General features: G+C 61.6%; 20 protein-coding genes. 13 read left to right on the top strand and 7 right to left on the bottom strand.

Features of this window, described 5'->3' with window-relative positions; translation table 11 throughout:
• Window positions 1-288 precede the first annotated feature (288 nt).
• The 3 genes from clpS (at window position 289) to sbcB (ending at window position 4,693) form a co-directional block, all read left to right on the top strand.
• Complete coding sequence (gene clpS / locus ABLV49_RS10515) at window positions 289-657, top strand: ATP-dependent Clp protease adapter ClpS (RefSeq protein WP_083758033.1); 369 nt, start codon at window positions 289-291, stop codon at window positions 655-657.
• 80 nt (window positions 658-737) lie between these two features.
• Window positions 738-3,074: an ATP-dependent Clp protease ATP-binding subunit ClpA gene (clpA, locus tag ABLV49_RS10510; protein ID WP_349276370.1), complete on the top strand. Its 2,337-nt coding sequence runs from the start codon at window positions 738-740 to the stop codon at window positions 3,072-3,074.
• Window positions 3,075-3,244: 170 nt separating this feature from the next.
• Entirely contained in the window at window positions 3,245-4,693 is a 1,449-nt protein-coding gene (gene sbcB, locus ABLV49_RS10505) for an exodeoxyribonuclease I (protein WP_349276369.1), read from the top strand.
• A gap of 23 nt (window positions 4,694-4,716) precedes the next feature.
• On the opposite strand, the gene ABLV49_RS10500 is transcribed toward sbcB, so the two are convergent.
• A complete protein-coding gene (locus ABLV49_RS10500) occupies window positions 4,717-5,919 on the bottom strand; it encodes a saccharopine dehydrogenase family protein (protein WP_349276368.1) in 1,203 nt (400 codons plus the stop codon).
• Window positions 5,920-6,057: 138 nt separating this feature from the next.
• On the opposite strand from ABLV49_RS10500, the gene ABLV49_RS10495 reads away from it, so the two are divergent.
• On the top strand, window positions 6,058-6,489 hold the full coding sequence (locus ABLV49_RS10495; protein ID WP_349276367.1) for an Lrp/AsnC family transcriptional regulator: 432 nt from the start codon (window positions 6,058-6,060) through the stop codon (window positions 6,487-6,489).
• A 3-nt stretch (window positions 6,490-6,492) separates the two neighbouring features.
• Here ABLV49_RS10495 and ABLV49_RS10490 read toward each other — a convergent pair whose 3' ends face one another.
• A complete protein-coding gene (locus tag ABLV49_RS10490; protein ID WP_349276366.1) occupies window positions 6,493-7,173 on the bottom strand; it encodes a glutathione S-transferase in 681 nt (226 codons plus the stop codon).
• Window positions 7,174-7,320: 147 nt separating this feature from the next.
• On the bottom strand, window positions 7,321-8,271 hold the full coding sequence (locus tag ABLV49_RS10485; protein WP_349276365.1) for a rhodanese-related sulfurtransferase: 951 nt from the start codon (window positions 8,269-8,271) through the stop codon (window positions 7,321-7,323).
• 247 nt (window positions 8,272-8,518) lie between these two features.
• Here ABLV49_RS10485 and ABLV49_RS10480 point away from each other — a divergent pair, with 247 nt between their 5' ends.
• Complete coding sequence (locus ABLV49_RS10480; protein WP_349276364.1) at window positions 8,519-9,724, top strand: extracellular catalytic domain type 1 short-chain-length polyhydroxyalkanoate depolymerase; 1,206 nt, start codon at window positions 8,519-8,521, stop codon at window positions 9,722-9,724.
• Between the two features lie 110 nt (window positions 9,725-9,834).
• On the opposite strand, the gene ABLV49_RS10475 is transcribed toward ABLV49_RS10480, so the two are convergent.
• Window positions 9,835-10,359 (bottom strand): hypothetical protein, encoded by a 525-nt coding sequence (locus ABLV49_RS10475; RefSeq protein ID WP_349276363.1) that lies wholly within the window; start codon window positions 10,357-10,359, stop codon window positions 9,835-9,837.
• Between the two features lie 171 nt (window positions 10,360-10,530).
• Here ABLV49_RS10475 and ABLV49_RS10470 point away from each other — a divergent pair, with 171 nt between their 5' ends.
• Entirely contained in the window at window positions 10,531-12,903 is a 2,373-nt protein-coding gene (locus tag ABLV49_RS10470; protein ID WP_349276362.1) for a Tex family protein, read from the top strand.
• A 127-nt stretch (window positions 12,904-13,030) separates the two neighbouring features.
• Here ABLV49_RS10470 and ABLV49_RS10465 read toward each other — a convergent pair whose 3' ends face one another.
• Window positions 13,031-14,167 carry an iron-containing alcohol dehydrogenase gene (locus tag ABLV49_RS10465; protein WP_349276361.1) on the bottom strand — a complete coding sequence of 379 codons (1,137 nt, stop codon included), beginning with the start codon at window positions 14,165-14,167 and terminating at the stop codon, window positions 13,031-13,033.
• A 169-nt stretch (window positions 14,168-14,336) separates the two neighbouring features.
• On the opposite strand from ABLV49_RS10465, the gene ABLV49_RS10460 reads away from it, so the two are divergent.
• Window positions 14,337-15,302: an alpha/beta hydrolase gene (locus ABLV49_RS10460; RefSeq protein WP_349276360.1), complete on the top strand. Its 966-nt coding sequence runs from the start codon at window positions 14,337-14,339 to the stop codon at window positions 15,300-15,302.
• Window positions 15,303-15,367: 65 nt separating this feature from the next.
• Here the strand turns inward: ABLV49_RS10460 and ABLV49_RS10455 are convergent, their stop codons facing one another.
• Window positions 15,368-16,237 carry an NRDE family protein gene (locus ABLV49_RS10455; protein WP_349276359.1) on the bottom strand — a complete coding sequence of 290 codons (870 nt, stop codon included), beginning with the start codon at window positions 16,235-16,237 and terminating at the stop codon, window positions 15,368-15,370.
• Between the two features lie 24 nt (window positions 16,238-16,261).
• Window positions 16,262-17,215, bottom strand: a complete 954-nt coding sequence (locus tag ABLV49_RS10450; RefSeq protein ID WP_349276358.1) for a YgfZ/GcvT domain-containing protein — start codon at window positions 17,213-17,215, stop codon at window positions 16,262-16,264.
• A 117-nt stretch (window positions 17,216-17,332) separates the two neighbouring features.
• Here ABLV49_RS10450 and mltG point away from each other — a divergent pair, with 117 nt between their 5' ends.
• Genes mltG through ABLV49_RS10420 form a run of 6 tightly spaced genes read left to right on the top strand, consistent with a single transcriptional unit; the run spans window position 17,333 to window position 22,036 of the window.
• Window positions 17,333-18,313, top strand: a complete 981-nt coding sequence (gene mltG / locus ABLV49_RS10445) for an endolytic transglycosylase MltG (RefSeq protein ID WP_349276357.1) — start codon at window positions 17,333-17,335, stop codon at window positions 18,311-18,313.
• Between the two features lie 5 nt (window positions 18,314-18,318).
• Window positions 18,319-19,017: a dTMP kinase gene (gene tmk, locus ABLV49_RS10440; RefSeq protein WP_349276356.1), complete on the top strand. Its 699-nt coding sequence runs from the start codon at window positions 18,319-18,321 to the stop codon at window positions 19,015-19,017.
• A complete protein-coding gene (locus ABLV49_RS10435) occupies window positions 19,014-20,135 on the top strand; it encodes a DNA polymerase III subunit delta' (protein ID WP_349276355.1) in 1,122 nt (373 codons plus the stop codon). The genes tmk and ABLV49_RS10435 overlap by 4 nt, the downstream gene beginning before the upstream one ends.
• A 23-nt stretch (window positions 20,136-20,158) precedes the next feature.
• Window positions 20,159-20,539, top strand: coding sequence for a PilZ domain-containing protein (locus ABLV49_RS10430; protein WP_349276354.1), 381 nt, complete (start codon window positions 20,159-20,161; stop codon window positions 20,537-20,539).
• A gap of 31 nt (window positions 20,540-20,570) precedes the next feature.
• A complete protein-coding gene (locus ABLV49_RS10425) occupies window positions 20,571-21,368 on the top strand; it encodes a TatD family hydrolase (protein WP_349276353.1) in 798 nt (265 codons plus the stop codon).
• A complete protein-coding gene (locus tag ABLV49_RS10420) occupies window positions 21,365-22,036 on the top strand; it encodes an ankyrin repeat domain-containing protein (protein ID WP_349276352.1) in 672 nt (223 codons plus the stop codon). Before ABLV49_RS10425 ends, ABLV49_RS10420 begins: the two co-directional genes overlap by 4 nt.
• Window positions 22,037-22,040 lie beyond the last annotated feature (4 nt).

The raw sequence follows: 22,040 nt of genomic DNA, 5'->3' as shown, positions 1-22,040 counted from the left end.
TTTCTTCAAATGCAATTGCCCTGAATGGAGCCATATTTGGAGCCATAGTTGAGGTTGATATGATAAAGAATCAAGCATCTATGCGGGTTGCGGCTGATTCGATAGAGAATGATCGAAGCTGGCCTGAACTGGCCGCGCAGACCGCCCGGGAGCGATCCCGAGGCGGTTTTTTCATGCCTTGGTGGATGCTTGTCCTTCAAAAACCTGGCACCCGCTTGAATGTCGCTTGCCCGCCACCAATTGTCTTATCCGCTGCAACGAATGATATCGATGGCTAGAATGATTTCCATGGCAACAAAACCCCCTAAATCTCCGGCGCAACCGCCAACTCCTGCCGTCAAGCCTGCCGACGTGAACGGCGGGGACTCGGTGGTGCTGGAACGCCGCCCGCAAAAAACAAAACCGCCTCAGATGTACCAGGTGGTGCTGCTCAACGATGACTACACGCCGATGGAGTTTGTGGTGGTGGTCATCCAGGAATTTTTCAACAAGGACCGTGAAACCGCGACCCAGATCATGCTCAAGATCCATCTCGATGGAAAAGGCATTTGCGGAGTATTCTCCAGAGATGTCGCGGCAACCAAGGTTGACCAGGTCACGGAAGCAGCCCGAAAAAATGGCCATCCGCTGCAATGTGTCAGCGAACCCATTGAATAACGGTAAAACTGGACAATATCCTCCTAGAGTTCAGAATATTCAAGTAACGTATTTATCCACGCAAGCCGAAAGGAAAATCTATGATTGCCCAGGAATTAGAAGTCAGCTTGCACATGGCCTTTGTCGAGGCTCGCCAGCAACGCCACGAATTCATCACCGTGGAACACCTGCTGCTGGCCTTGCTGGACAACCCCAGTGCCGCTGAAGTGCTGCGCGCCTGCTCAGCCAATGTGGATGATTTGCGCAAGTCGCTTGCCAATTTCATCAAGGACAACACGCCACAGGTGGCCGGCAGCGATGATGTCGATACCCAGCCTACCTTGGGCTTCCAGCGCGTCATCCAGCGCGCGATCATGCATGTGCAGTCCACGGGCAGCGGCAAGAAGGAAGTGACCGGCGCCAATGTGCTGGTTGCCATTTTTGGCGAAAAAGACTCGCATGCGGTCTATTACCTGCACCAGCAGGGTGTCACGCGCTTGGATGTGGTCAACTTCATTGCCCACGGCATCAAGAAAAGCGATCCGCCAGAGCCCACCAAGACGGGCGAGACCGCTGCCGAAAACGAAGAGAGTGGCGAGAAAAATGAAAAAGCCTCGCCGCTGGAGCAGTACACGGTCAACCTGAACCAGCTTGCCAAGGAAGGCAAGATTGATCCGCTGATCGGCCGCCACTACGAAGTCGAGCGCGTGATCCAGATCCTGTGCCGCAGGCGCAAGAACAACCCGCTGCTGGTGGGCGAGGCCGGCGTGGGCAAGACGGCGATTGCCGAGGGCCTGGCCTGGCGCATCACGCAAAAGGACGTGCCTGAAATCCTGGCCGAAGCCAATGTGTACTCGCTCGACATGGGCGCCTTGCTGGCCGGAACCAAGTACCGGGGCGACTTCGAGCAGCGGCTCAAGGGCGTTCTCAAGTCGCTGAAGGACAAGCCCAACGGCATCTTGTTCATCGACGAGATCCATACCCTGATCGGTGCCGGCGCGGCCTCGGGCGGAACGCTGGATGCCTCCAACCTGCTCAAGCCGGCCCTCAGTTCGGGTCAGCTCAAGTGCATTGGCGCCACCACCTTCACCGAATACCGCGGCATTTTCGAAAAGGACGCGGCCCTGTCGCGGCGCTTCCAGAAGGTTGATGTGGTCGAGCCGACGGTGCAGGAAACCGTCGATATCCTCAAGGGCCTGAAGTCGCGCTTTGAAGAACACCATGGCGTCAAGTACGCGCTGGCTGCGCTGCAGGCTGCGGCCGAACTCAGCGCCAAGTACATCAACGACCGCCATCTGCCCGACAAGGCGATTGACGTGATTGACGAGGCGGGCGCTGCCCAGCGTATCTTGCCGGCCAACAAGCGCAAGAAAACCATCACCAAGACCGAGGTGGAGGAAATCGTGGCCAAGATCGCCCGTATTCCGCCCGCCAACGTGTCGAACGATGACCGCGGCAAGCTCAAGACGCTCGAACGCGACCTGAAGAGCGTGGTGTTCGGCCAGGACAAGGCGCTGGATGTGCTGGCATCGGCCGTCAAGATGGCGCGCTCGGGACTGGGCAAGGACGACAAGCCGATTGGCTCCTTCCTGTTCTCCGGCCCCACCGGCGTCGGCAAGACCGAAGCGGCGAAGCAGCTGGCCTACATCATGGGCATCGAGCTGATCCGCTTTGACATGTCCGAGTACATGGAGCGCCATGCCGTGAGCCGCCTGATCGGCGCGCCTCCGGGCTATGTGGGCTTCGACCAGGGCGGGCTGCTGACCGAGGCGGTGACCAAGAAGCCGCATTGCGTGCTGCTGCTTGACGAAATCGAAAAGGCGCATCCGGACATCTTCAACGTGCTGCTGCAGGTCATGGACCACGGCACGCTGACGGACAACAACGGGCGCAAGGCCGATTTCCGCAACGTGATCATCGTCATGACGACCAATGCCGGCGCCGAGACGATGAACAAGGCGACCATCGGTTTCACCAACCCGCGTGAAGCGGGCGACGAAATGGCCGACATCAAGCGCCTGTTCACGCCCGAGTTCCGCAACCGCCTCGATGCGGTGGTGAGCTTCAAGGCGCTCGACGAAGTGGTGATCCTGCGCGTCGTGGACAAGTTCCTGCTGCAGCTTGAAACCCAGCTGGCCGAGAAGAAGGTCGAAGTGACCTTCACCGACGTGCTGCGCAAGTACCTCGGCAAGAAGGGCTTCGATCCGCTCATGGGCGCTCGTCCGATGCAGCGACTGATCCAGGACACGATCCGCCGTGCGCTGGCCGACGAGCTGCTGTTCGGCCGGCTGACCGAAGGCGGCCGCCTGACGGTGGACATGAAGGTCACGACCGACGAAAAAGGCGTGGAAACCGGCGAAGTCGAACTCGACATCCAGCCGCTGGCCAAGCGCGAAGGCCGTGCCAAGCCGGAGCCGGAAGCGGCCGAGGCGAGTTGATCGTTTTGACAATTGAGTAGTGCCGCACGGAAAGCGCACTGAAATCCAGAAAGGCCGGCAGCTTCACGCTGCCGGCCTTTTTGCATGGCGCTATAAAAATAGTAGCTGCTTGCACCCGCCCTGATTGCGCAAACAGCTGTTTTTACTTGAAAAATACAAAGTTGACAACGATGGATTCCCACACCTTTCTCTGGCACGACTATGAGACGTTTGGCCTCAATACGCGTCGCGACCGGCCGGCGCAGTTTGCCGGGATTCGCACGGACGCCGAACTCAACGAAATCGGCGAGCCGCTGATGATTTATTGCCAGCCGGCCAACGACTACTTGCCCGACCCGGAGTCGTGCGTCCTCACCGGCATCACGCCGCAGCATTGCCTGGAGCACGGCGTGCCCGAGCACGCGTTTGCCGCGCAGATCGAGCAGGTGCTGGCGCAGCCCGGCACGATTGGCGTGGGCTACAACACCATCCGTTTTGATGACGAGGTGACGCGCCACCTGTTCTGGCGCAACCTGATCGACCCGTATGGCCGCGAATGGCAAAACGAATGCGGCCGCTGGGATTTGCTCGACGTGGTGCGCATGGCCTATGCGCTGCGGCCTGACGGTATCGTCTGGCCCTTGAAGGAAGACGGCAAGCCGAGTTTCAAGCTTGAAGACCTGGCGCGCGCCAATGGCCTGCTGCATGAGACGGCGCACGATGCCCTGTCAGACGTTCGCGCCACGATTGCCTTGGCCCGGCTGGTTCGCACCGCCCAGCCCAAGCTGTTTGACTTTTGCCTGGGTTTGCACAAAAAAGCCCGGGTATCGGCCGAACTGGGTTTGCCCGCCACCGCCCGGATGGCCAGGCCTTTCCTGCATGTCTCGGGCATGTTCCCGGCCGAGCGCGGCTGCCTGGCCGTCATGTTTCCGCTGGCCACCCATCCGGCCAACAAGAACGAAGTGCTGGCCTGGGACTTGGCGCATGACCCGAGCGAGTTGCCGCTGCTCGATGTCGCCACGCTGCGCCTGCGGCTGTTTAGCAAGTCGGCGGATTTGCCCGAGGGCGTGCTGCGCCTGCCGATCAAGTCGGTGCACCTGAACAAGTCGCCGATGGTGGTGCGCAACCTCGCTACCCTGAGCCCTGAAATGGCGGCGCGCTGGGGCGTGGACACTGAAAAAGCGCTGCACCATGCCGAAATTGCCGCTGGCCTGCCCGACATGAGCGCGATCTGGCCCCAGGTGTTCAGGCGGCCGGCTGAAGCCGAGCCCGATGTGGATGAAAACCTGTATGGCGGCTTCATCGGCAACGACGACCGCCGCAGGCTGAACCAGTTGCGCGAGATGTCCGGCGCCGAACTGGCGCACAGCCGCATGGGCTTTGACGACGGGCGGCTGAAGGAACTGGTGTTTCGCTACCGTGCGCGCAATTTCCCCGAAACCCTGAACCCTGAAGACCGTCAGCGCTGGGAAGCGCATCGCGCAGCGCGGCTGCTGGACGGCGAGGGCGGGGCGCGCAATGTCGATGCCTTGTTTGCCGGGATTGATGCGCTGGCGCAAACCGCCGACGAGCGCGGCGAAGCGATTCTGGGCGCCCTGTACGACTACGCCGAGGCCATCGTTCCTGAGCCTGCGTCCTGAGTGGCTTTATGCAGGGTTGCTACTTAATTGATAGCTGTAGGCGCCCGTCCGCCGTGCGCAAGAGGCCTTAAATCCTTGAATTTATGGGCAGGAGCGGTATGGCCAGCAGCCACGCGCGGGTCAGCCCGCCGGGGCGGGCTGGCGGCAGGCCCGCCGGCATAGACCGCGCCAAAGCGGTTGTCCAGGAAATCGGCCAGCGCCATGTCTTCCTGGCGGATAAAGCCCCGCGCCGGCAAGCGTCCGCTCGCCAGCAGGTCAAGCGCGGTGCAGATGCCGGCGGCGGTCGTGACCTGGATGGCGCTGCGCAGCGTGCCGCCCAGCAACTGGCTATAGACCTTGTGCGCATAGGTTTCCTGCATCAGCCGGCCATCGCGCAGGCCGCTGACGGTCACAAACACAATCACCACGTCCTGCAACGCGGCCGGCAGGGCGTTTTCCAGGATGTCCTTGAGCACATGGCGATGGTCGCGCAGCCGCAGGTCGTTCAGCAGGGCCTTCATGATGGCGGCGTGGCCGGGGTAGCGTATGGTCTTGTAGTTGAGGTTGACGACCCGGCCGGCCAGCGTCTCGCACAGCGTTCCGAGGCCGCCCGAGGTGTTGAACGCCTCGTAGGTCACGCCGTCGAGCGAAAACTCCTCGTCCTCGGCCAGCGCCGGCACCTGGCGCGGCACGCCTTCGACAATGGCCTCGCAGGGCTCGCAGTATTCATTGATGACGCCATCGGTGCTCCAGGTCAGGTTGTAGTTGAGCGCGTTCGACGGGAACTGCGGCAGCGCGCCCACGCGCATGCGCACGCTGTGCAGGCTGTCAAAACGCCGGCACAGGTCGGCCGCCACGATGGACACAAAGCCCGGCGCCAGGCCGCATTGCGGGATCAGCACCGACTGCGCGCTGGCGGCCAGCTCCCGCACGCGCCGGGTGCTGGCGACGTCTTCGGTCAGGTCCAGGTAATGCACTTTTTCGGCAACGGCGGCCTCGGCAATCGCCGTCGTGAGATGAAACGGTGCGGCGCTCAGCACCGCGAATTGCCCGGCAAGGGCTGCGCGCAGAGCGTCCGGCTGGGTGATGTCCAGCGTTTTCACCTGAACCCGCTCGCCCGGCGTGACGCTGACCAGCGCGGCGGGCGACGCATCCACCACCGTGACCGCGTAATCGCCGGCCGCATCCAGCAGGGCGGCAATGGTCGAGCCGATGTTGCCGGCGCCGACAAGCATGATTTTTTTCATCGCAATCTCCTTGTTGAAACCTCCAAAGCATGAAACCTTCATTCATTGTGGGAGCGGCGCATGCCAGTTGCTAGTAGCAATTCATGCGAATCGACGCAATAATTCAGGCGAATCGACATAGCTGACACTACATTTCGCATGAAACTGGACGCCATTGACCAAACCCTGCTCAACGAGCTGCGAGAAAATGCGCGCTGCCCGGTGGCCTTGCTGGCGCGCAAGGTCGGCTTGTCGCGTACCGCCGTGCAGGCGCGCATCGCGCGGCTGGAGCGCGACCGGGTGATCACCGGCTATGGCGCGCGCACCGGGGCGGCCCATGAGCAGTCGCAGGTCGCCGCGCATGTGATGCTCACGGTCGGCCCCAAGCTCTCGGGTCCGGTCGAAGCCGCGCTGCGCCGGATTCCCGAAGTGCGCTCCCTGCTGTCCATCAGCGGCGCCTTCGACATGATCGCCATCGTCCAGGCCGGCTCGATAGAAGGGCTGGACGCGCTGATCAACCGCATCGGCCTGATTGAAGGAGTTGAGCGCACCCACACCTCGGTGGTGCTGTCCAAACGCTTCGAGCGCTGAGTTTTATGCAGCCGGCGCGAACTCGACAGGCGCCAGCCCGGCCTGCCAGGGCGGGTATTTTTCCATGACCTGCGCAAACAGCGCCCCGGATTCCCAGCGCGCGAGCCAGCCCGCCAGATGCGCCCAGGGCTGCGCCGCGAACCACGCAGCATCGGTATGCGCGAACTGCCGCACAAAAGGCAGGATGGCGATGTCGGCCAGGCTGGCGGCGGGGCCAAACAGCCAGAGATGGCGAAGCAGCCGGCCTTCAAGCTCCAGCAGCCAGCCTGCAGCGCCAAGCCGGTGCATCTGAACAAACTCCTGCTCATGGCCTGCGTGTTCGTGCGGGTAGCGGCTGGGGTATTTGTAGCGGTCCAGATGCTGCTTGAATGCGCCATCGTTGACGGCGATCAGCGCCTGCTGGGCCTCCAGGCCGGCGCCGTCTGAAGCGAGCCAGCCCTGCGGGTCGTTTTGCGCCAGCGCCCAGAGCATGATCTCCAGGCTTTGCTCGATCACCGTGCCATCGGTCAGCACCAGCACAGGCACGGTGGCCTTGGGCGAGGCGGACAGCATCTCGGGCGGTTTGTTTTTCAGCAGGACTTCACGCAACTCGCAGCGCTGGCCGCTCACGGCGATGGCCATGCGGGCGCGCATCGCATAGGGGCAGCGGCGAAACGAATACAGCACGGGCAGGGGCTGATTCACGCTTAGGATCTGGCAAAGAATAACTTCCCGTCCGTCATTCCCGCGAAGGCGGGAATCCAGCAACACGGGCTGAAGCGCTCAAACGAGTCTGGATACCCGCCTTCGCGGGTATGACGCAGGGAAGTTATTGCTGACCGCATCCTTATTTCACTCGCTGCCCGGCTGGCGCACGCCAATATGGGATTGGTGGCGCGTCGCCGCCAGCTCGACCTGGCGCTGGCGTTCGCGGTAGCCCTGCTTTTGCTCGTCGGTCGTGCGCGCGTGGCAGTGCGCGCAACTCACGCCGAGTTCATACAGCGGCGATTGCCGGTCTTCGGCGCTCAGCGGGTCGCGGCAGGAGCGGCACAGCGTGAAGTCGCCGGGGTTCAGGCCATGGCCCACCGAAACCCGCTCGTCAAATACAAAGCATTCGCCCTGCCACTGGCTTTGCGCCTGGGGCATGGTTTCGAGGTACTTGAGGATGCCGCCTTCGAGGTGATAGACCTCGTCGAATCCCTTGGCGCGCATGAAGGCGGTGGACTTCTCGCAGCGGATGCCGCCGGTGCAGAACATGGCGACCCTGGGCTTTTTGCCATCGACGGGCGCCAGGCAGCCGCCTTCGGCCATTTCCTTTTCGACCCAGCCGGGCAGCTCTGAAAAGCTGTGCGTCGCCGGGTTGATGGCGCCCTTGAAGCTGCCGATGGCGACTTCGTAGTCATTGCGCGTATCGACCAGCACCAGGCTGGGGTCGGCCAGCAGCTGGTTCCAGTCCTGCGGCTTGACATATTCGCCAGCCATCAGCGCCGGGTGGACATCGGGAACGCCGAGGGTGACGATTTCCTTTTTCAGGCGAACCTTCATCCGGTAAAAAGGCATCTGCGCCGCATGCGCTTCCTTGTGCTCCAGCGTGGCCAGGCGCGGATCGTTGTGCAAGAAAGACAGCACGGCATGAACGCCATCGTGCGTTCCGGCAATCGTGCCGTTGATGCCTTCGGACGCCAGCAGCAGCGTGCCCTTGACGCCATGGGCTTCGCAGCAGGCCAGCAGCGGCGCCTGGAGATCGGCAAAGTCGGGCAGTTCAACAAATTTATAGAGCGCGGCGGTCAAGAAATCATGCATGGTGGTGAAAACAGAAGAGAAATACGAAAAATTTGGTTTGACGCGCGCCTGGCGAGCCCGAGGCGCGGTCTGGAGGATGGAGCGAATTATCCGGCGACTGTCCGGTTTTGGGGAAACCCGCTTACAAGCCATTTTGTTGCAATGCAGCAAAATGGTCCGCAATGCTTTAAAAAGATGCAAAGCCCGGCCCGTTTTTGCACGGCCGCTGGCTTTCAGCTTATTCATCCTCTCATCAAGCCATGGAACCATGACAAAAAGTCTGACCAGCCTCTGGCTGAAAAATCTGCGCCGCGTCGGCAAGGTACAGCAGGCGCAGGGCCGCAAGCTCTTCAAAAGCCTGCTGACCCCCGTCGTTCGCGCGCCGGTGGCAAAGCGTGCCAAGGCCGCCAAAACGATCCGTCCGATCACCCTCAAAAACATCAAGGCTGTCAAAACGACAGTTGTAAAAGCTGCCAAGCCGCGCCGCAAGCCAGCCGCCGCTCCTGCCCAGCCCGCCGCCAGCGTGCTGCCGCTCCTGCCTGGCAGCTGGAAAAAATCGTTTTTCACGCTGCCGGGAACGGGGCTGGCTCCGGCCCGCCGCATGCTCTACTGGCTTTACCTGCCTTCGGTGCTTTCCAAGGAACCCCGGCCGCTGGTGGTCATGCTGCACGGCTGCAAGCAGACCGCCACGGACTTTGCCGCTTCAACCCGGATGAACCAGCTGGCCGAGCGCAAGGGTTTCGCGGTGCTGTATCCGCAGCAGTCGGTGGCAACCGATTCGAACCGCTGCTGGCACTGGTACCGGCGTGCCACCCAGCAGGGGCAGGGCGATGTCGAGCTGATTGCCGAAATGATCAAGCAGGTGCAAGCCCGGCACCGGCTGGATACCTCGCGCACCTATGTGGCGGGACTGTCGGCCGGCGCCGGCCTGGCGGCCATCCTGGCCTTGCGCCATCCCCGGCTGATTGCCGCCGCCGGCCTGCACTCGGCGCCGGTCTATGGGACGAGCGACTCCGCGCTGGGCGGGTTCCAGGCGATGCAGCAGGGAGCGGGCATCAAGCACCCGGAAGCGGTCCGGGAGTTTACCGACGTGCAGATGAAGTTTCCCGGCATGCCGGTGATGCTGATCCAGGGCAAGACCGATCCGGTGGTGCGGCGCGTCAATGTCGATCACCTGACGGCGCAGTTTGCGCTGGTTGACGCGCCGTTCATCACCAGCACCGAGCCGGTCGTGCGCAGCTATGCCGGGCGCAGCACTGGCCGCAGTCCGCGCCGCGCCTACAAGACGGCAACCTACTACGCGGGCCGAAAGCCGATGGTGATGAAGTGCGAAATCGACCTGCTCGGCCATGCCTGGAGCGGCGGCGAGGGCAGCCTGGACTACAGCGCGCCCGAAGGCCCTGATGCCACGCTGCTGATGTGGAATTTTTTCTCGCGCCAGCAGCGTCTGCAATCGGTGCCTGGCGTCATGTAGGGGCGAGTTTGGCGGATGTTTTTAAGCAAAATACCCGTTTTGCGCAATACCAGCGGGCGTAGTGCGTTTCTATTTTTATAGCATCATCCCGCTGGCGTGACGGCTGGGGCTTATCTCAATGCCGTGTTGCTGTTGTCGGGCGACAGGTTGTAGGACACGGCACCGGTGCGCTGCACCAGCCGTTCTTCCAGTTCGCCCATGTAGGCGGCCAGGGTGTTGTCCATCTGTTCCATGCGTGCCAGGAGCACTTGCTGCTGCTGGGCAAAACGGTCCGCCAGCACGGTTCCCAGGGCTGTCTCGCGCTGCTGCTCCGCCACCACTTGCGCTTCCAGGTAGGCGCGCAGTTCGGTGAAGCGCGATGCTTCAGCCTTGTCCGCCAGTTCACGCTGGGCATTGAGTTCACGCGTGTGGGTTCGCGCTTCGAGCACGTTTCGACTCTGCATGTACAGCGTGCTGGCCAAAAATATCACCAGGGTGGCGATCAGCAATACCAGCATGACCAGGCCCAGCGACACCTGGATGGTGGTGAAGCCCAGGCTCAGCGTGCTGATGCGCGTGAATTCATCCACGTTCAGTGCCACGAAGCCTGAAATCAGCACAATGGCGAGGACCAGAAAAATGGTGCGAAAACGCATGAAAAACTCCCTGTTTGTTGGCAAAAATCGCGCTGTAACTGGCCGGAATTATGGGCGCGGAAGACCAATTTGACTGTGGGACAATTCCGCCCTTTGGCGTCAGCTTGCACGGGAAGCGCACCCGGGGCAGCTAAAAGATCGCCACAATCGGCTGCCCAACCTTTCTTGACCATGCAAAAAATCATTCGCCAGATCGCTACCGAAATCAGGGTTCATGAACACCAGATCAAGACCGCCGTGGAGCTGCTCGATGGCGGGGCCACGGTGCCCTTCATTGCGCGCTACCGCAAGGAAGCCACCGGCGGGCTGGACGACATCCAGCTGCGCGAACTGGAGCAGCGGCTGTCTTATCTGCGCGAACTGGAAAGCCGCCGGGAAACGGTCCTCAACAGCATTGACGAGCAGGGCAAGCTGACGCCCGAATTGCGCGCGGCCATTGAATTCGCCGCCACCAAGCAGGATCTGGAAGACCTGTACCTGCCCTACAAGCCCAAACGCCGCACCAAGGGCCAGATTGCCCGCGAATCCGGCATCGAGCCGCTGGCCAACCGGCTGTTTGCCGACCCGTCGCTGGTTCCCGTGGATGAGGCTGCGGCGTACGTGAAGGCCGAAAAGAACGAGAGCGGCGACGATTTCACCACCGTGCAGGCGGTGCTCGACGGGGTGCGCGACATCCTGAGCGAGCGCTGGGCCGAGGACGCGCCGCTGGTGCAGTCGCTGCGCCAATGGCTCTGGAGCGAAGGGCTTCTGTCGTCCAAGCTGGTCAGCGGCAAGGACGAGAACAACGCCGACATCGCCAAGTTCCGCGATTATTTCGACTACGACGAGCCGATTGGCCGCGTGCCGTCGCACCGCGCGCTGGCCGTGTTTCGGGGCCGGGGGCTGGAGATTCTGGACGCCAAGCTGGTGCTGCCCGAGCCGCCCGAGGCCGGCAAGCCAAGCATCGCCGAAGGAAAAATCGCCTTGCACCTGGGCTGGAGTCACAAGGCGCGGCCGGCCGATGACCTGATCCGCAAATGCGTTGCCTGGACCTGGCGCGTCAAGCTCAGCCTGTCGCTGGAGCGCGATTTGTTCACCCGCCTGCGGGAAGACGCCGAGAAAGTCGCCATCAAGGTGTTTGCCGACAACTTGCGTGATCTGCTGCTGGCCGCGCCCGCCGGCCCGCGCGTGGTGATGGGGCTGGACCCCGGCATTCGCACCGGCGTGAAGGTGGCGGTGGTCGATACGACCGGCAAGCTGGTCGAAACCGCCACGGTGTTTCCGCACGAGCCGCGCAAGGACTGGGACGGCTCGCTGCACACGCTGGCCAGGCTCTGCGAAAAACACGGCGTGAACCTGATCGCCATCGGCAACGGCACCGCCAGCCGTGAAACCGACAAGCTGGCCGCCGATTTGATAAAAATCATGGCTAAATCGGCTGTAGCGCACGCTGGACAAGCGCAGGCAGCTATCGAAAAGGTAGTGGTCAGCGAAGCCGGGGCTTCGGTCTATTCAGCCAGCGAATTCGCCAGCCAGGAAATGCCCGATGTGGACGTGAGCCTGCGCGGCGCGGCCAGCATTGCGCGCCGCCTGCAAGACCCGCTGGCCGAGCTGGTCAAGATCGACCCGAAATCGATTGGCGTCGGCCAGTACCAGCACGACGTGAACCAGAGCGACCTGGCGCGCAGCCTGAGCGCGGTGGTCGAGGACTGCGTGAACAGCGTCGGCGTGGACCTGAACACCGCCAGCGTGCCGCTGCTGGCGCGGGTGTCGGGGCTGAGCCAGACGGTGGCCAAGTCGGTGGTGCGCTGGCGCGATGCGAACGGCGCGTTCGGCAGCCGCGCCGACTTGCTCAAGGTCACGGGGCTGGGCGCCAAGACCTTCGAGCAGAGCGCGGGCTTTTTGCGCCTGCGCGGCGGCACGAATCCGCTGGACATGACCGGCGTGCATCCGGAAACCTACGCGGTGGTTGAAAAGATCATGGCGCACACCGGCCGGCCCGTGGCCGAGCTGATGGGCCGCGCCGAGATGCTCAAGACGCTCAAGCCCGAGCTGTTCGCCAACGAGAAGTTCGGCGTCATCACGGTGAAGGACATCCTGGCCGAGCTGGAAAAGCCCGCGCGCGACCCGCGCCCCGACTTCAAGGTGGCGCGCTTCAACGACGGCGTGGAAGACATCCGGCACTTGAAGGAGGGCATGCTGCTCGAAGGCACGGTCAGCAACGTGGCGGCCTTTGGCGCGTTCATTGATATCGGCGTGCATCAGGACGGCCTGGTGCATGTGAGCCAGCTGTCCAACAAATTCGTGACCGATGCGCGCGAAGTCGTCAAGACCGGCGACATCGTCAAGGTGCGCGTGACCGAGGTGGATGTGGCGCGCAAGCGCATCGCGCTGACCATGAAGCTGGACGCTGCGCCAGCGCGCCGTGACGCCCCGCGCGACAATCGCTTTGAAAGCGCCCGGCCCGGCGCGCAAAACCGAGGTGGAGCGCGGCAGGGCGCGCCGCAGCCAGCATCAACTGCGATGGAATCGGCGTTCAGCAAGCTGGCGGGGCTGAAGAAATAGCGTTTCCTGCTCCCACGGTAAAAAAGACGATTTTTAACAGTCAAACAGGGCTTTTGCGCAATAGCCACAGGCGGTAGCAGCTATGTATTCAATAGCGGCCTGGTGCCTGACTCTGGCGAATCGCATCTCACATCGAATCTTCCAGCATTGCCTCGTAGTCCTGCACGCTGGCCAGGCGTGGGTTGGTCTGGTGGCAATGGTCGGCCAACGCGCCTTCGATGATGGGGCTGAACTGGTCACGCCGCACGCCCATTTCAGCCAGGCCCGAAGCCAGCCCGAGGCGGGCGTTCATGGCCTTGATGGCGTCGGGAATCTCGCTGCCGGACGACAGGCCCATGACGCGGGCCATGCGCACCAGCCGATGCTCTTTTTGCACCGATTCGGCCCCGGCGTTGAAGCGCACCACGGCCGGCAAAAACACGGCGTTCAGCGCGCCATGGTGCAGGCGCGGATCAACCCCGCCCAGGCTGTGGCTCAGCGAATGCACGCAGCCCAGGCCTTTCTGGAAGGCCATGGCGCCCTGCATCGAGGCGCTCATCATGTTCAGCCGCGCTTCGCGGTCGCCGCCATCGCGCGTGGCTCGCTCGATGTGCGCCCAGCCGCGCTCCAGGCCGTCGAGCGCAATGCCATCGGCCGGCGGGTTGAAGGCGGCGGACATGAAGGTTTCCATGCAGTGCGCAATCGCGTCCATGCCGGTGGCGGCGGTCAGGCGCGCGGGCAGGCCGAGTGTCAGTTCGGGGTCGCAAATCGCCGTTTTCGGTACCAGGTGCCAGGAATGAAAGCCGAGCTTGCGGTGGTCGTCCACGATGATGATCGCGCCGCGCGCGACTTCGCTGCCGGTGCCGCTGGTGGTCGGAACTGCAATCAGCGGGGCGGCGCGCTCGGTGATTTTTGGTGAGCCGCCTTCGATGGTGGCGTAGCGGGTGAGCGGGCCTTCGTGCGTCGCCGCAATGGCCACGCCCTTGGCGCAGTCAATCGCCGAGCCGCCGCCCACGGCAATCAGCCCGTCGCAATCATTCGCCTTGTACAACGCGGCAGCCGCAAGCACCGCCGCTTCGGTCGGGTTGGACGGCGTCTGGTCAAACACCGCGACCGCCATGCCGGGCAGGGCGTCCAGCGCCTTTTGCAAAATGCCTGCCGCCTTCACGCCCGGGTCGGTCACGACGAGGGGCCGGGTGATGCCGACGCGCTTGCATTCCTGGCTGAGCAGCTGGATGGCGCCGAATTCGAACTGCACCTGGGTGACGTAGTAAATGAAGGCCATGATTGCGTCTCTTTCTGCGTTGTACGATGCGAGGCTGTTGCCGAAAATCCTACTTTAATGGCTGGAACTTACTTTGAATGACAAGAAAACCCTGATGGCAGCCACTTTGGCGATGCTTCGTTTTGGCGCGCCCGTGCAGACGCTGCCGGTTTGCGTGGCGTCCCGTTAAATGCATTTCAGAACCCCCGAAAGCCTGCTGACGCCCGCGATGCGCGATGTGCTCAGCCGCATGGCACGCGCCGGTCGTGCGCCATTTCACACGCTGACACCGCAGCAAGCCCGCTCGGCCTACGAAGCGGGTTCAGGCGTGCTGGAAATTTCCAAACCGGCCCTGGCGCGGGTCGAGGATTTCAGCATTCCGGTGCGTGACGACCATGCCGTTCCGGCCCGTCTGTACGCGCCATCGGCTCAAGCGCTACCCGTGCTGGTGTATTTTCATGGCGGCGGCTTCACGATTGGCAGTATCGCCACCCACGATGTGCTGTGCCGCCAGCTCAGCCATCTGGCCGGCTGCGCGGTGGTGTCGGTGGACTACCGGCTGGCGCCCGAATACCAGTTTCCCACGGCGGCCCACGACGCCTGGGACGCGCTGCAATGGCTCGCAGGCCACGCGGCTGAACTGGGGCTTGATGCGCGGCATCTGGCGGTAGGCGGCGACAGCGCGGGCGGCACGCTGGCCGCGATGTGCGCGCTGCTGGCCCGCGACGCCGGCTTGCCGCTGGCGCTGCAACTGCTGTTTTACCCCGGCTGCGCGGCGCACCAGGACACGGCTTCGCACCGCCGGTTCGCCAAGGGGTTTGTGCTGGACGAGGTGGACATCAGCTGGTTTTTCAACCACTACCTGCGCGGCCCGGCTGACCGGGAAGACTGGCGTTTTGCGCCGCTCAATGCCGCGCAGGTGGACGATGTGGCGCCGGCCTGGTTCGGGCTGGCCGAATGCGACCCGCTGGTCGATGAAGGGCTGATGTATGCCGACAGGCTGCGGGCTGCCGGAGTGGCGGTCGATCTGGAGATTTACCGTGGCGTGACCCATGAATTCATCAAGATGGGCCGCATCATTCCCGAGGCCCGCCACGCGCATGCCGATGCAGCCCGGGCGCTGCGTCATGCATTTCACCTGAAACATCCACAGTGAGACAACAAGGGCAAGAGGTGTAGCGAGCACGCATCATCTGTTTAAATGTAATCTACACGTATTTTTTAAAATACCGAATCAACAAAAAAGCTCAATGCGGCAGTGCAAGCTATTCGCACCTCTGGCATTCCATCGGTTTCAGAACGGAAATAAGTCTGTTCCTGAACATCAATTTCCAGGGACTGTGCCGATGCACCATCTTCTTTCCTGCTGGCCACCAGCACCGTACTGCAGCGCGTCCCGTAGGCATGTTCCGGAAGCTCGACAAAAGCACTGGACAAGGCCAGTTCCCTCGCCTGGGAAACGCCCGTAACGGGCAATTTACCGGCAGGCGCTCGCTGGCGATTCGCCAGCGCTGACCAAAGGGGACTTCGCAGAACCTCCAGGTCATCGGGTTTCGTTTCCTGACGCAAGGCCGCCGCCAAACGCTGCTTCAATTCAAGCGTTTTGGGCCAGGGCGTGTCCAGCGCTGCATTCGACAGCCCATACACGCCGGGCTCCAGCGCTTGCGTCTGCCAGCCTGAAACGGACGCCATCGACTTGTTGGTCAGCCAGTGCCAGGCATTGCGCTGGACATCGCCCAGCACCAGGTTGAAGCCGCCATAAGTGCCTTCGCCTTTTTCCAGCGACGCTACAAAGCTTTCAGCATCGCCATCGGCTTGCAGCCAGCGGGTGACCAGTTCACCCCGGGAAAGCAAGGCAGCTTTCGGCTCGGCTTCGCGCACATTGGTCAGGAAAGCCACGCGTCCACCGGGTGTCATGCCGAGCCAGGTTCCGCCTGCGCGCACATCCCGCCCGGAAATGATTTCCTGTCCACGGGGCGTTTGCCACCGGGCAAGCGGCAGCGTCGGCCGGTTTAAAAACTCGTCCCGATTCGACGCAATCACCAAAGGCCAGCGCTGCGAAGCGCCGATGGCAAAGGCAATCAGGCACATGGCAAGACTTTGGCCGCCATGGGTTTAAATATCAGCAAGCAAAGGGTAGGGCAGCGGCAGCAGCGTCAGGGCCGTGCCTGTCGAACTGCCCAGGGTCAGGCGCTTCTCACCAGCATGTTCCGCCGCATCAGCCGTCGCAGAGGTCTGTATCGACACAATCGCGTCAAAACCGCCGGCCGGATTCGCCGCCGCCGCCGCGACCAGTCCGCAAGGCTGATCGGCATCCTTCGCATGAAACACTTCCTGCCCGACGGCAGGCGCTGCATCGGCATGCACCAGGTAGGCGCGCCGCTTGAGCGTGCCGCGATACTGGCTGCGCGCCACGATTTCCTGGCCCGGATAGCAGCCTTTCTTGAAGTTCACGCCGCCGACCGACTCATAGTTGAGCATTTGCGGCACAAAAGCTTCAAAAATCGGCTGGGTGATCATGGCGATGCCCGACTGCACTTCAAGCCAGTTCCACGCTTGCAGATCAATGCCTGCCGCCTGGGGTGCGGGCGAGGCGGCAGGCGCGCACCACAGCGCGCGCAACTGGCCGGCGCCGGGGTAAAGAAATACCATGTTTGCATCACCAATATCAGCTTTTGTCCAGGCCGGTTGTGTGCCAGCAGCTATGGATTCGATAGCGCTTCCCGCCACGCCATAGAGCGAAAACTCGTCGCTGGCATCGCTCAGTTTTGCCTTGGCGCGCATGACAAACATCGACAGGCGCTTGAGCGTTGCTGCCAGAATGTCACGGCTGCAGACCAGTAAAACCTCCTCCTGGCTGCGCTTGAACAGAATAAAGCTGGCCTGCATCCGGCCCTTGGCATTGCAAAACGCTGCCAGATGGGCTTGCGTCAAGTCCAGCAAAGCCACGTCCTGCGTCAGCTGGCCTTGCAAAAACTTCACGGCATCTTCACCAACGGCCCGAATGAGCCCGAGATGCGTCAATTGGACAATGCCCGAAATAGGCGGCGTTGGGCTGGTCAGGGTCATGGAGCGGTCCGTTGTGGTGGGGGTAGATGGCCTGAATTATCATAGCCCCGTGGTTTTTCTGGTTTCGTTTGTTGAAAAGGTCATTGGGCTGTGCGTCGTGTTTTTACAAGTCTGCTGATGCTGTTGTTTGCCGCCGTGCTGGCGCTGTCTGGCGCGGCCCTGTGGTGGCTGCACGAACCCATGCCGCTGCGGCTGCAACCAGGCAGTCTAGTGGCTGACCTTGAAATTGAATATGGCACAACGGCCAACGGCGTCGCTGAGGCGGTGGTTGCCAGCGGCGCTGACGTGCCCGTGCTTTTGCTGCAGACATGGTTTCGTTTCTCGGGGCAGGCCCGGCTGATCAAGGCCGGCAGTTATGAACTGCTTCCAGGCACTTCGCCGCGCAAACTGCTGAGCATGCTGGTGCGCGGTGAGGAAACGCTTAAAAATATCACCCTGGTCGAAGGCTGGACTTTCAGGCAGGTTCGCGATGCGCTACAAAAAGCAGAGCAGCTAATGCCCGACACTGTTGCGCTAAGCCCCGAAATCATCATGGAAAAGCTGGGCAAGCCTGGCATCCATCCTGAAGGCCGGTTTTTCCCCGACACCTATACCTATGCCAAAGGCTCCAGTGATCTGGCCTTGCTCAGGCGTGCCGCCCGCGCGATGGACAGGCGGCTCGATGCCGCCTGGAGCCTGCGCAGCGCCGATACCCCCTTGAAGTCGCCGGAGCAGGCGCTGATCCTGGCCAGCATTGTTGAGAAGGAAACCGGGAAAACCTCAGACCGGGCGCAGATTGGCGGCGTTTTCAGCAACCGCCTGCGCATCGGCATGCCCTTGCAGACAGACCCCACCGTGATTTATGGCCTGGGTGTCCAGTTTGACGGCAACCTGCGAAAGCGCGACCTGCAACTGGACACGCCCTACAACACCTACACCCGTACTGGACTGCCGCCGACGCCCATCGCCATGCCCGGAAAAGCGGCCCTGCTGGCAGCGGTGCAGCCCGCACCGACCAAGGCGCTTTACTTCGTCTCGCGCGGCGATGGCAGCAGCGAGTTCAGCGACAACCTGGACGGGCACAACCGTGCCGTCAACAAATACATTCGAGGCCGATAAACATCATGACCCACCACGGCCTTTTCATCAGCTTTGAAGGCATCGACGGCGCCGGAAAATCGACGCACATTGCCGGCCTGGCCGACGCCTTCCAATCCGAGGGCAGGGCAGTGACCCTGACGCGCGAGCCGGGCGGCACCTTGCTGGCCGAAAAACTGCGCAACATGGTGCTGGACGATGCCATGGACCCGCTGACCGAGTCGCTGCTGATTTTTGCCGCCCGGCGCGACCACCTGGTGCGCGTGATTGCGCCGGCCCTGCTGCGCGGCGACGTGGTGCTGTGCGACCGCTTCACCGACGCGACCTTTGCCTATCAGGGCGCGGGGCGCGGCTTTGATGTGAAGGTGCTGGCGACGCTGGAGCGCTGGGTGCAGTCCGATGAAGGCCTGCTGGGCGACCCGACCGGCAACCAGCCGATGAAGCCCGAAGTCGAAACCGTCATTGAGCCCCACCTGACGGTCTGGTTCGACCTGCCGCCCGAAGAGGCCGCCCTGCGCCTGGCGGACAGCCGCGTCCCCGACAGGTTCGAGTCGCAGCCGGTGGAGTTTTTCCGCCGTGTTGCCAGGGGCTACGCCGAGCGCCAGCTTGGCCATCCCGAACGCTTTGCCCGGATTGATGCCTCGCAAAACCGCGAAGCCGTATGGCAGGGTATCCGGCAGGTGTTTGTCGAAAAGGGATGGCTGCAAGCCGCTGCCTTGCCATGAACGACGCCAATACACCCTTGACAGCTTCCAGGCGCCTGGCCCCCTGGCTGCAAATCCAGCTGGAAAGCCTTCTGGCGCAGCGCGGCCATGCCTGGCTGCTTGGCGGGCCGTCGGGGCTCGGACAGTTTGAACTGGCGCTGGCGCTGGCAGCCGCCTGGCTGTGCGAACAGCCGACGGCGCAGGGGGCTTGCGGCCACTGCGGCAGCTGCCATGCGGTCGAGGTCCATACACATGCCGACCTCTGCATGTTGCTGCCCGAAACCCTGTCGCTGGCGCTGGGCTGGCCACTGGATGAAAAAACGCAGGACGAGCTGGACAGCAAAAAGCGCAAGCCCAGCAAGGAAATCAAGGTCGATGCGGCGCGCGAAGCCGTGTCGTTCACGCAGTTCACCCGCTCGCGCGGAACGACCAAGGTCGTTCTGGTGTTTCCTGCCGAACGCATGAACCACATCACGGCCAATACGCTGCTGAAAACCCTGGAAGAGCCGCCAGGCGCGGTCAAATTCATTCTGGCCACCGAAGCGGCGCATCAGCTGCTGCCGACGATCCGCAGCCGCTGCCTGGGTCACACCATGGTCTGGCCTGATTTTGAGCAGGCTTTGGCCTGGCTTGGCAGCGAAGCTGCCCCTAGGAATAGTGCGGAAGGCAACCTGAAAAAGCAGCTCGCTCCTCCTGAAGCCGCTGATTTGAAGACGCTGTTGCTGGGGGCTGGCGGCCGTCCCGCGGACGCGCTGACGTGGGCGCAAAACAGCCCGGCTGCCGAAGCGGCGCAGCATTGGCAGGCTTTGCCCAAAGCCATGGCCCGGGGCGATGTAAGCGCCCTGACTGACTGGGCGCCGGCCACGGCGGTGGATGCCCTGCAAAAGCTTTGCCACGACATGTGGGCGATCCGGGTGGGTGCGTCTCCCCGTTTTTTCAGCGCAAAAGACCTGCCCGCACTGGCTTCAGGCAAGCCAGGCGGTGCGCTTCATCATCCGGCTGGAGCCGGCCTGCAGGCGCTGGCCAGCTGGTCCAGGGATCTGAACGCCATTGCCCGTACCGTTGAGCATCCCTACAACCCCGGCTTGCTGATTGAATCCCTGGTCAGCCGTGCAAAGACAGCACTCAATGCCAGATAAACCGTCATGGAAAAATTAGCGTCATGAGCACAAAACCTCTCTCCAGTCCTGCCGCCGCCCCGGCATCCCGGCCCAGCATTATCCAGTTGATCATCAAGGAGAAAAGTGAGCTTTATTCGGCTTATATTCCGCTGTTCAAGGATGGAGGTATCTTTATTTCCACCACCCGCGAGTACAAGCTTGGCGACGATATTTATGTTTTGCTGACGCTTCCGGATGAAACGCAACGCCACCCGGTCACGGGAAAAGTCGCATGGATCACGCCAGCCCATGCGGCCGGCAACCAGGTACAAGGCATTGGCGTGAAGTTTCCCTCCGACGAGAAATCACGCGTACTCAAGGCCAAAGTCGAAGAAATTTTGGGTTCCAGCCTGGGGTCGAACCGGCCCACGCATACGATTTGAATCTCATCTACATAATTTAAATTAGAAATCAATGTTCACTGATTCACATTGCCATCTGAGTTTCCCGGAACTCAGGGAAAACCTGCCTGAAATCAGGCAAGCCATGCAAACAGCCCAGGTTGACAGGGCATTGTGTATCTGCACCACCCTGGAAGAGTTTGAAACGGTTCATCAACTCGCCACCACCTATGACAATTTCTGGTGCACCGTTGGCGTACACCCTGACAATCAGGACGTGCAGGAACCCGGCTTTGACGATCTTGTAAGATTTGCAGGTTTGGCAAAAGTAGTCGGGATTGGCGAAACAGGCCTGGACTACTACCGGCTTGGCGAGCGCACTGTCGCCGACATGGAATGGCAGCGCGAACGCTTTCGGGTGCATATCCGCGCTGCGCGCCACACCGGGAAACCCCTGGTAATCCACACCCGAAATGCTTCAGAAGACACATTGGCCATTTTGAAAGAGGAGGGTGGCAGCGCTGGAAAAAACGCGCCCGCGCGTGGCGTTTTTCATTGTTTCACTGAAACCCAGGCCGTTGCACGGGCCGCTCTCGACCTTGGTTTTTACATCTCGTTCTCAGGCGTGATTACCTTTAAAAATGCAGCCGACATTCGGGAGGTGGCCCGTTTTGTGCCGCTTGACCGCATCTTGATCGAAACCGACAGCCCGTATCTCGCGCCCATGCCTTATCGTGGCAAGACCAACAATCCGTCTTATGTGCCCCTGGTTGCACAAAAAATCAGCGAGATCAAGCAGGTATCACTCGAAGTGATTGCACAGGCCACCAGCCGGAATTTTGAACAATTGTTCACGGGCGTAAACACATGACGATATCCATTCCCGGCTACCTCAAGAAACTGGTTTTTCTCCTTGTTTTTACAGGCGCTGGCTTGGCACATGCCGGCTCCTATGATGATTTTTTCAATGCCATCAAGCAAGACAATGCAGGCAAGATCAAGGAACTTCTTGTCCGGGGTTTTGACGCCAATACAACAGACGCCAAAAGCCAGACCGGGCTGTACCTTGCATTAAGGGAGCCCTCGCCAAAGGCTGCGCAGGTTTTGATCGAATGGAACAAAACCGATGTGAACAAACTCAACGCGCAGGGAGAAAGCGCATTGATGCTGGCAGCACTCAAGGGACAGCTGGAATGGGCTGACAAACTGATCAAAAAAGGCGCGGACGTCAACAAGACCGGCTGGACGCCTCTGCATTACGCCGCTAGCAGTGGACAGGTTGCGATCATCAGCTTGCTGCTGGAAAGCAGTGCGTACATAGATGCCGAGTCGCCGAACGGCAGCACGCCACTGATGATGGCCGCAATGTACGGTTCAGCAGCGTCCGTTAAATTATTGCTCCAGGAAGGCGCCGACCCGAAGCTCAAAAATCAACAAGGGCTGACAGCGCTGGATTTTGCGCAACGCAGCAATCGGCCTGATGCCGTGGAAGCGATTGCCGCAGCCATAAGAAGCAAACGGCCAAGCGGCAAGTGGTAAGCGG

The organism is Polaromonas hydrogenivorans, from assembly GCF_040105105.1.
GTDB classification, from domain to species: domain Bacteria; phylum Pseudomonadota; class Gammaproteobacteria; order Burkholderiales; family Burkholderiaceae_C; genus Polaromonas; species Polaromonas hydrogenivorans.
The sequence above is the reverse complement of the archived record's forward strand: the minus strand, read 5'-3'. Positions and strand labels throughout refer to the sequence as shown.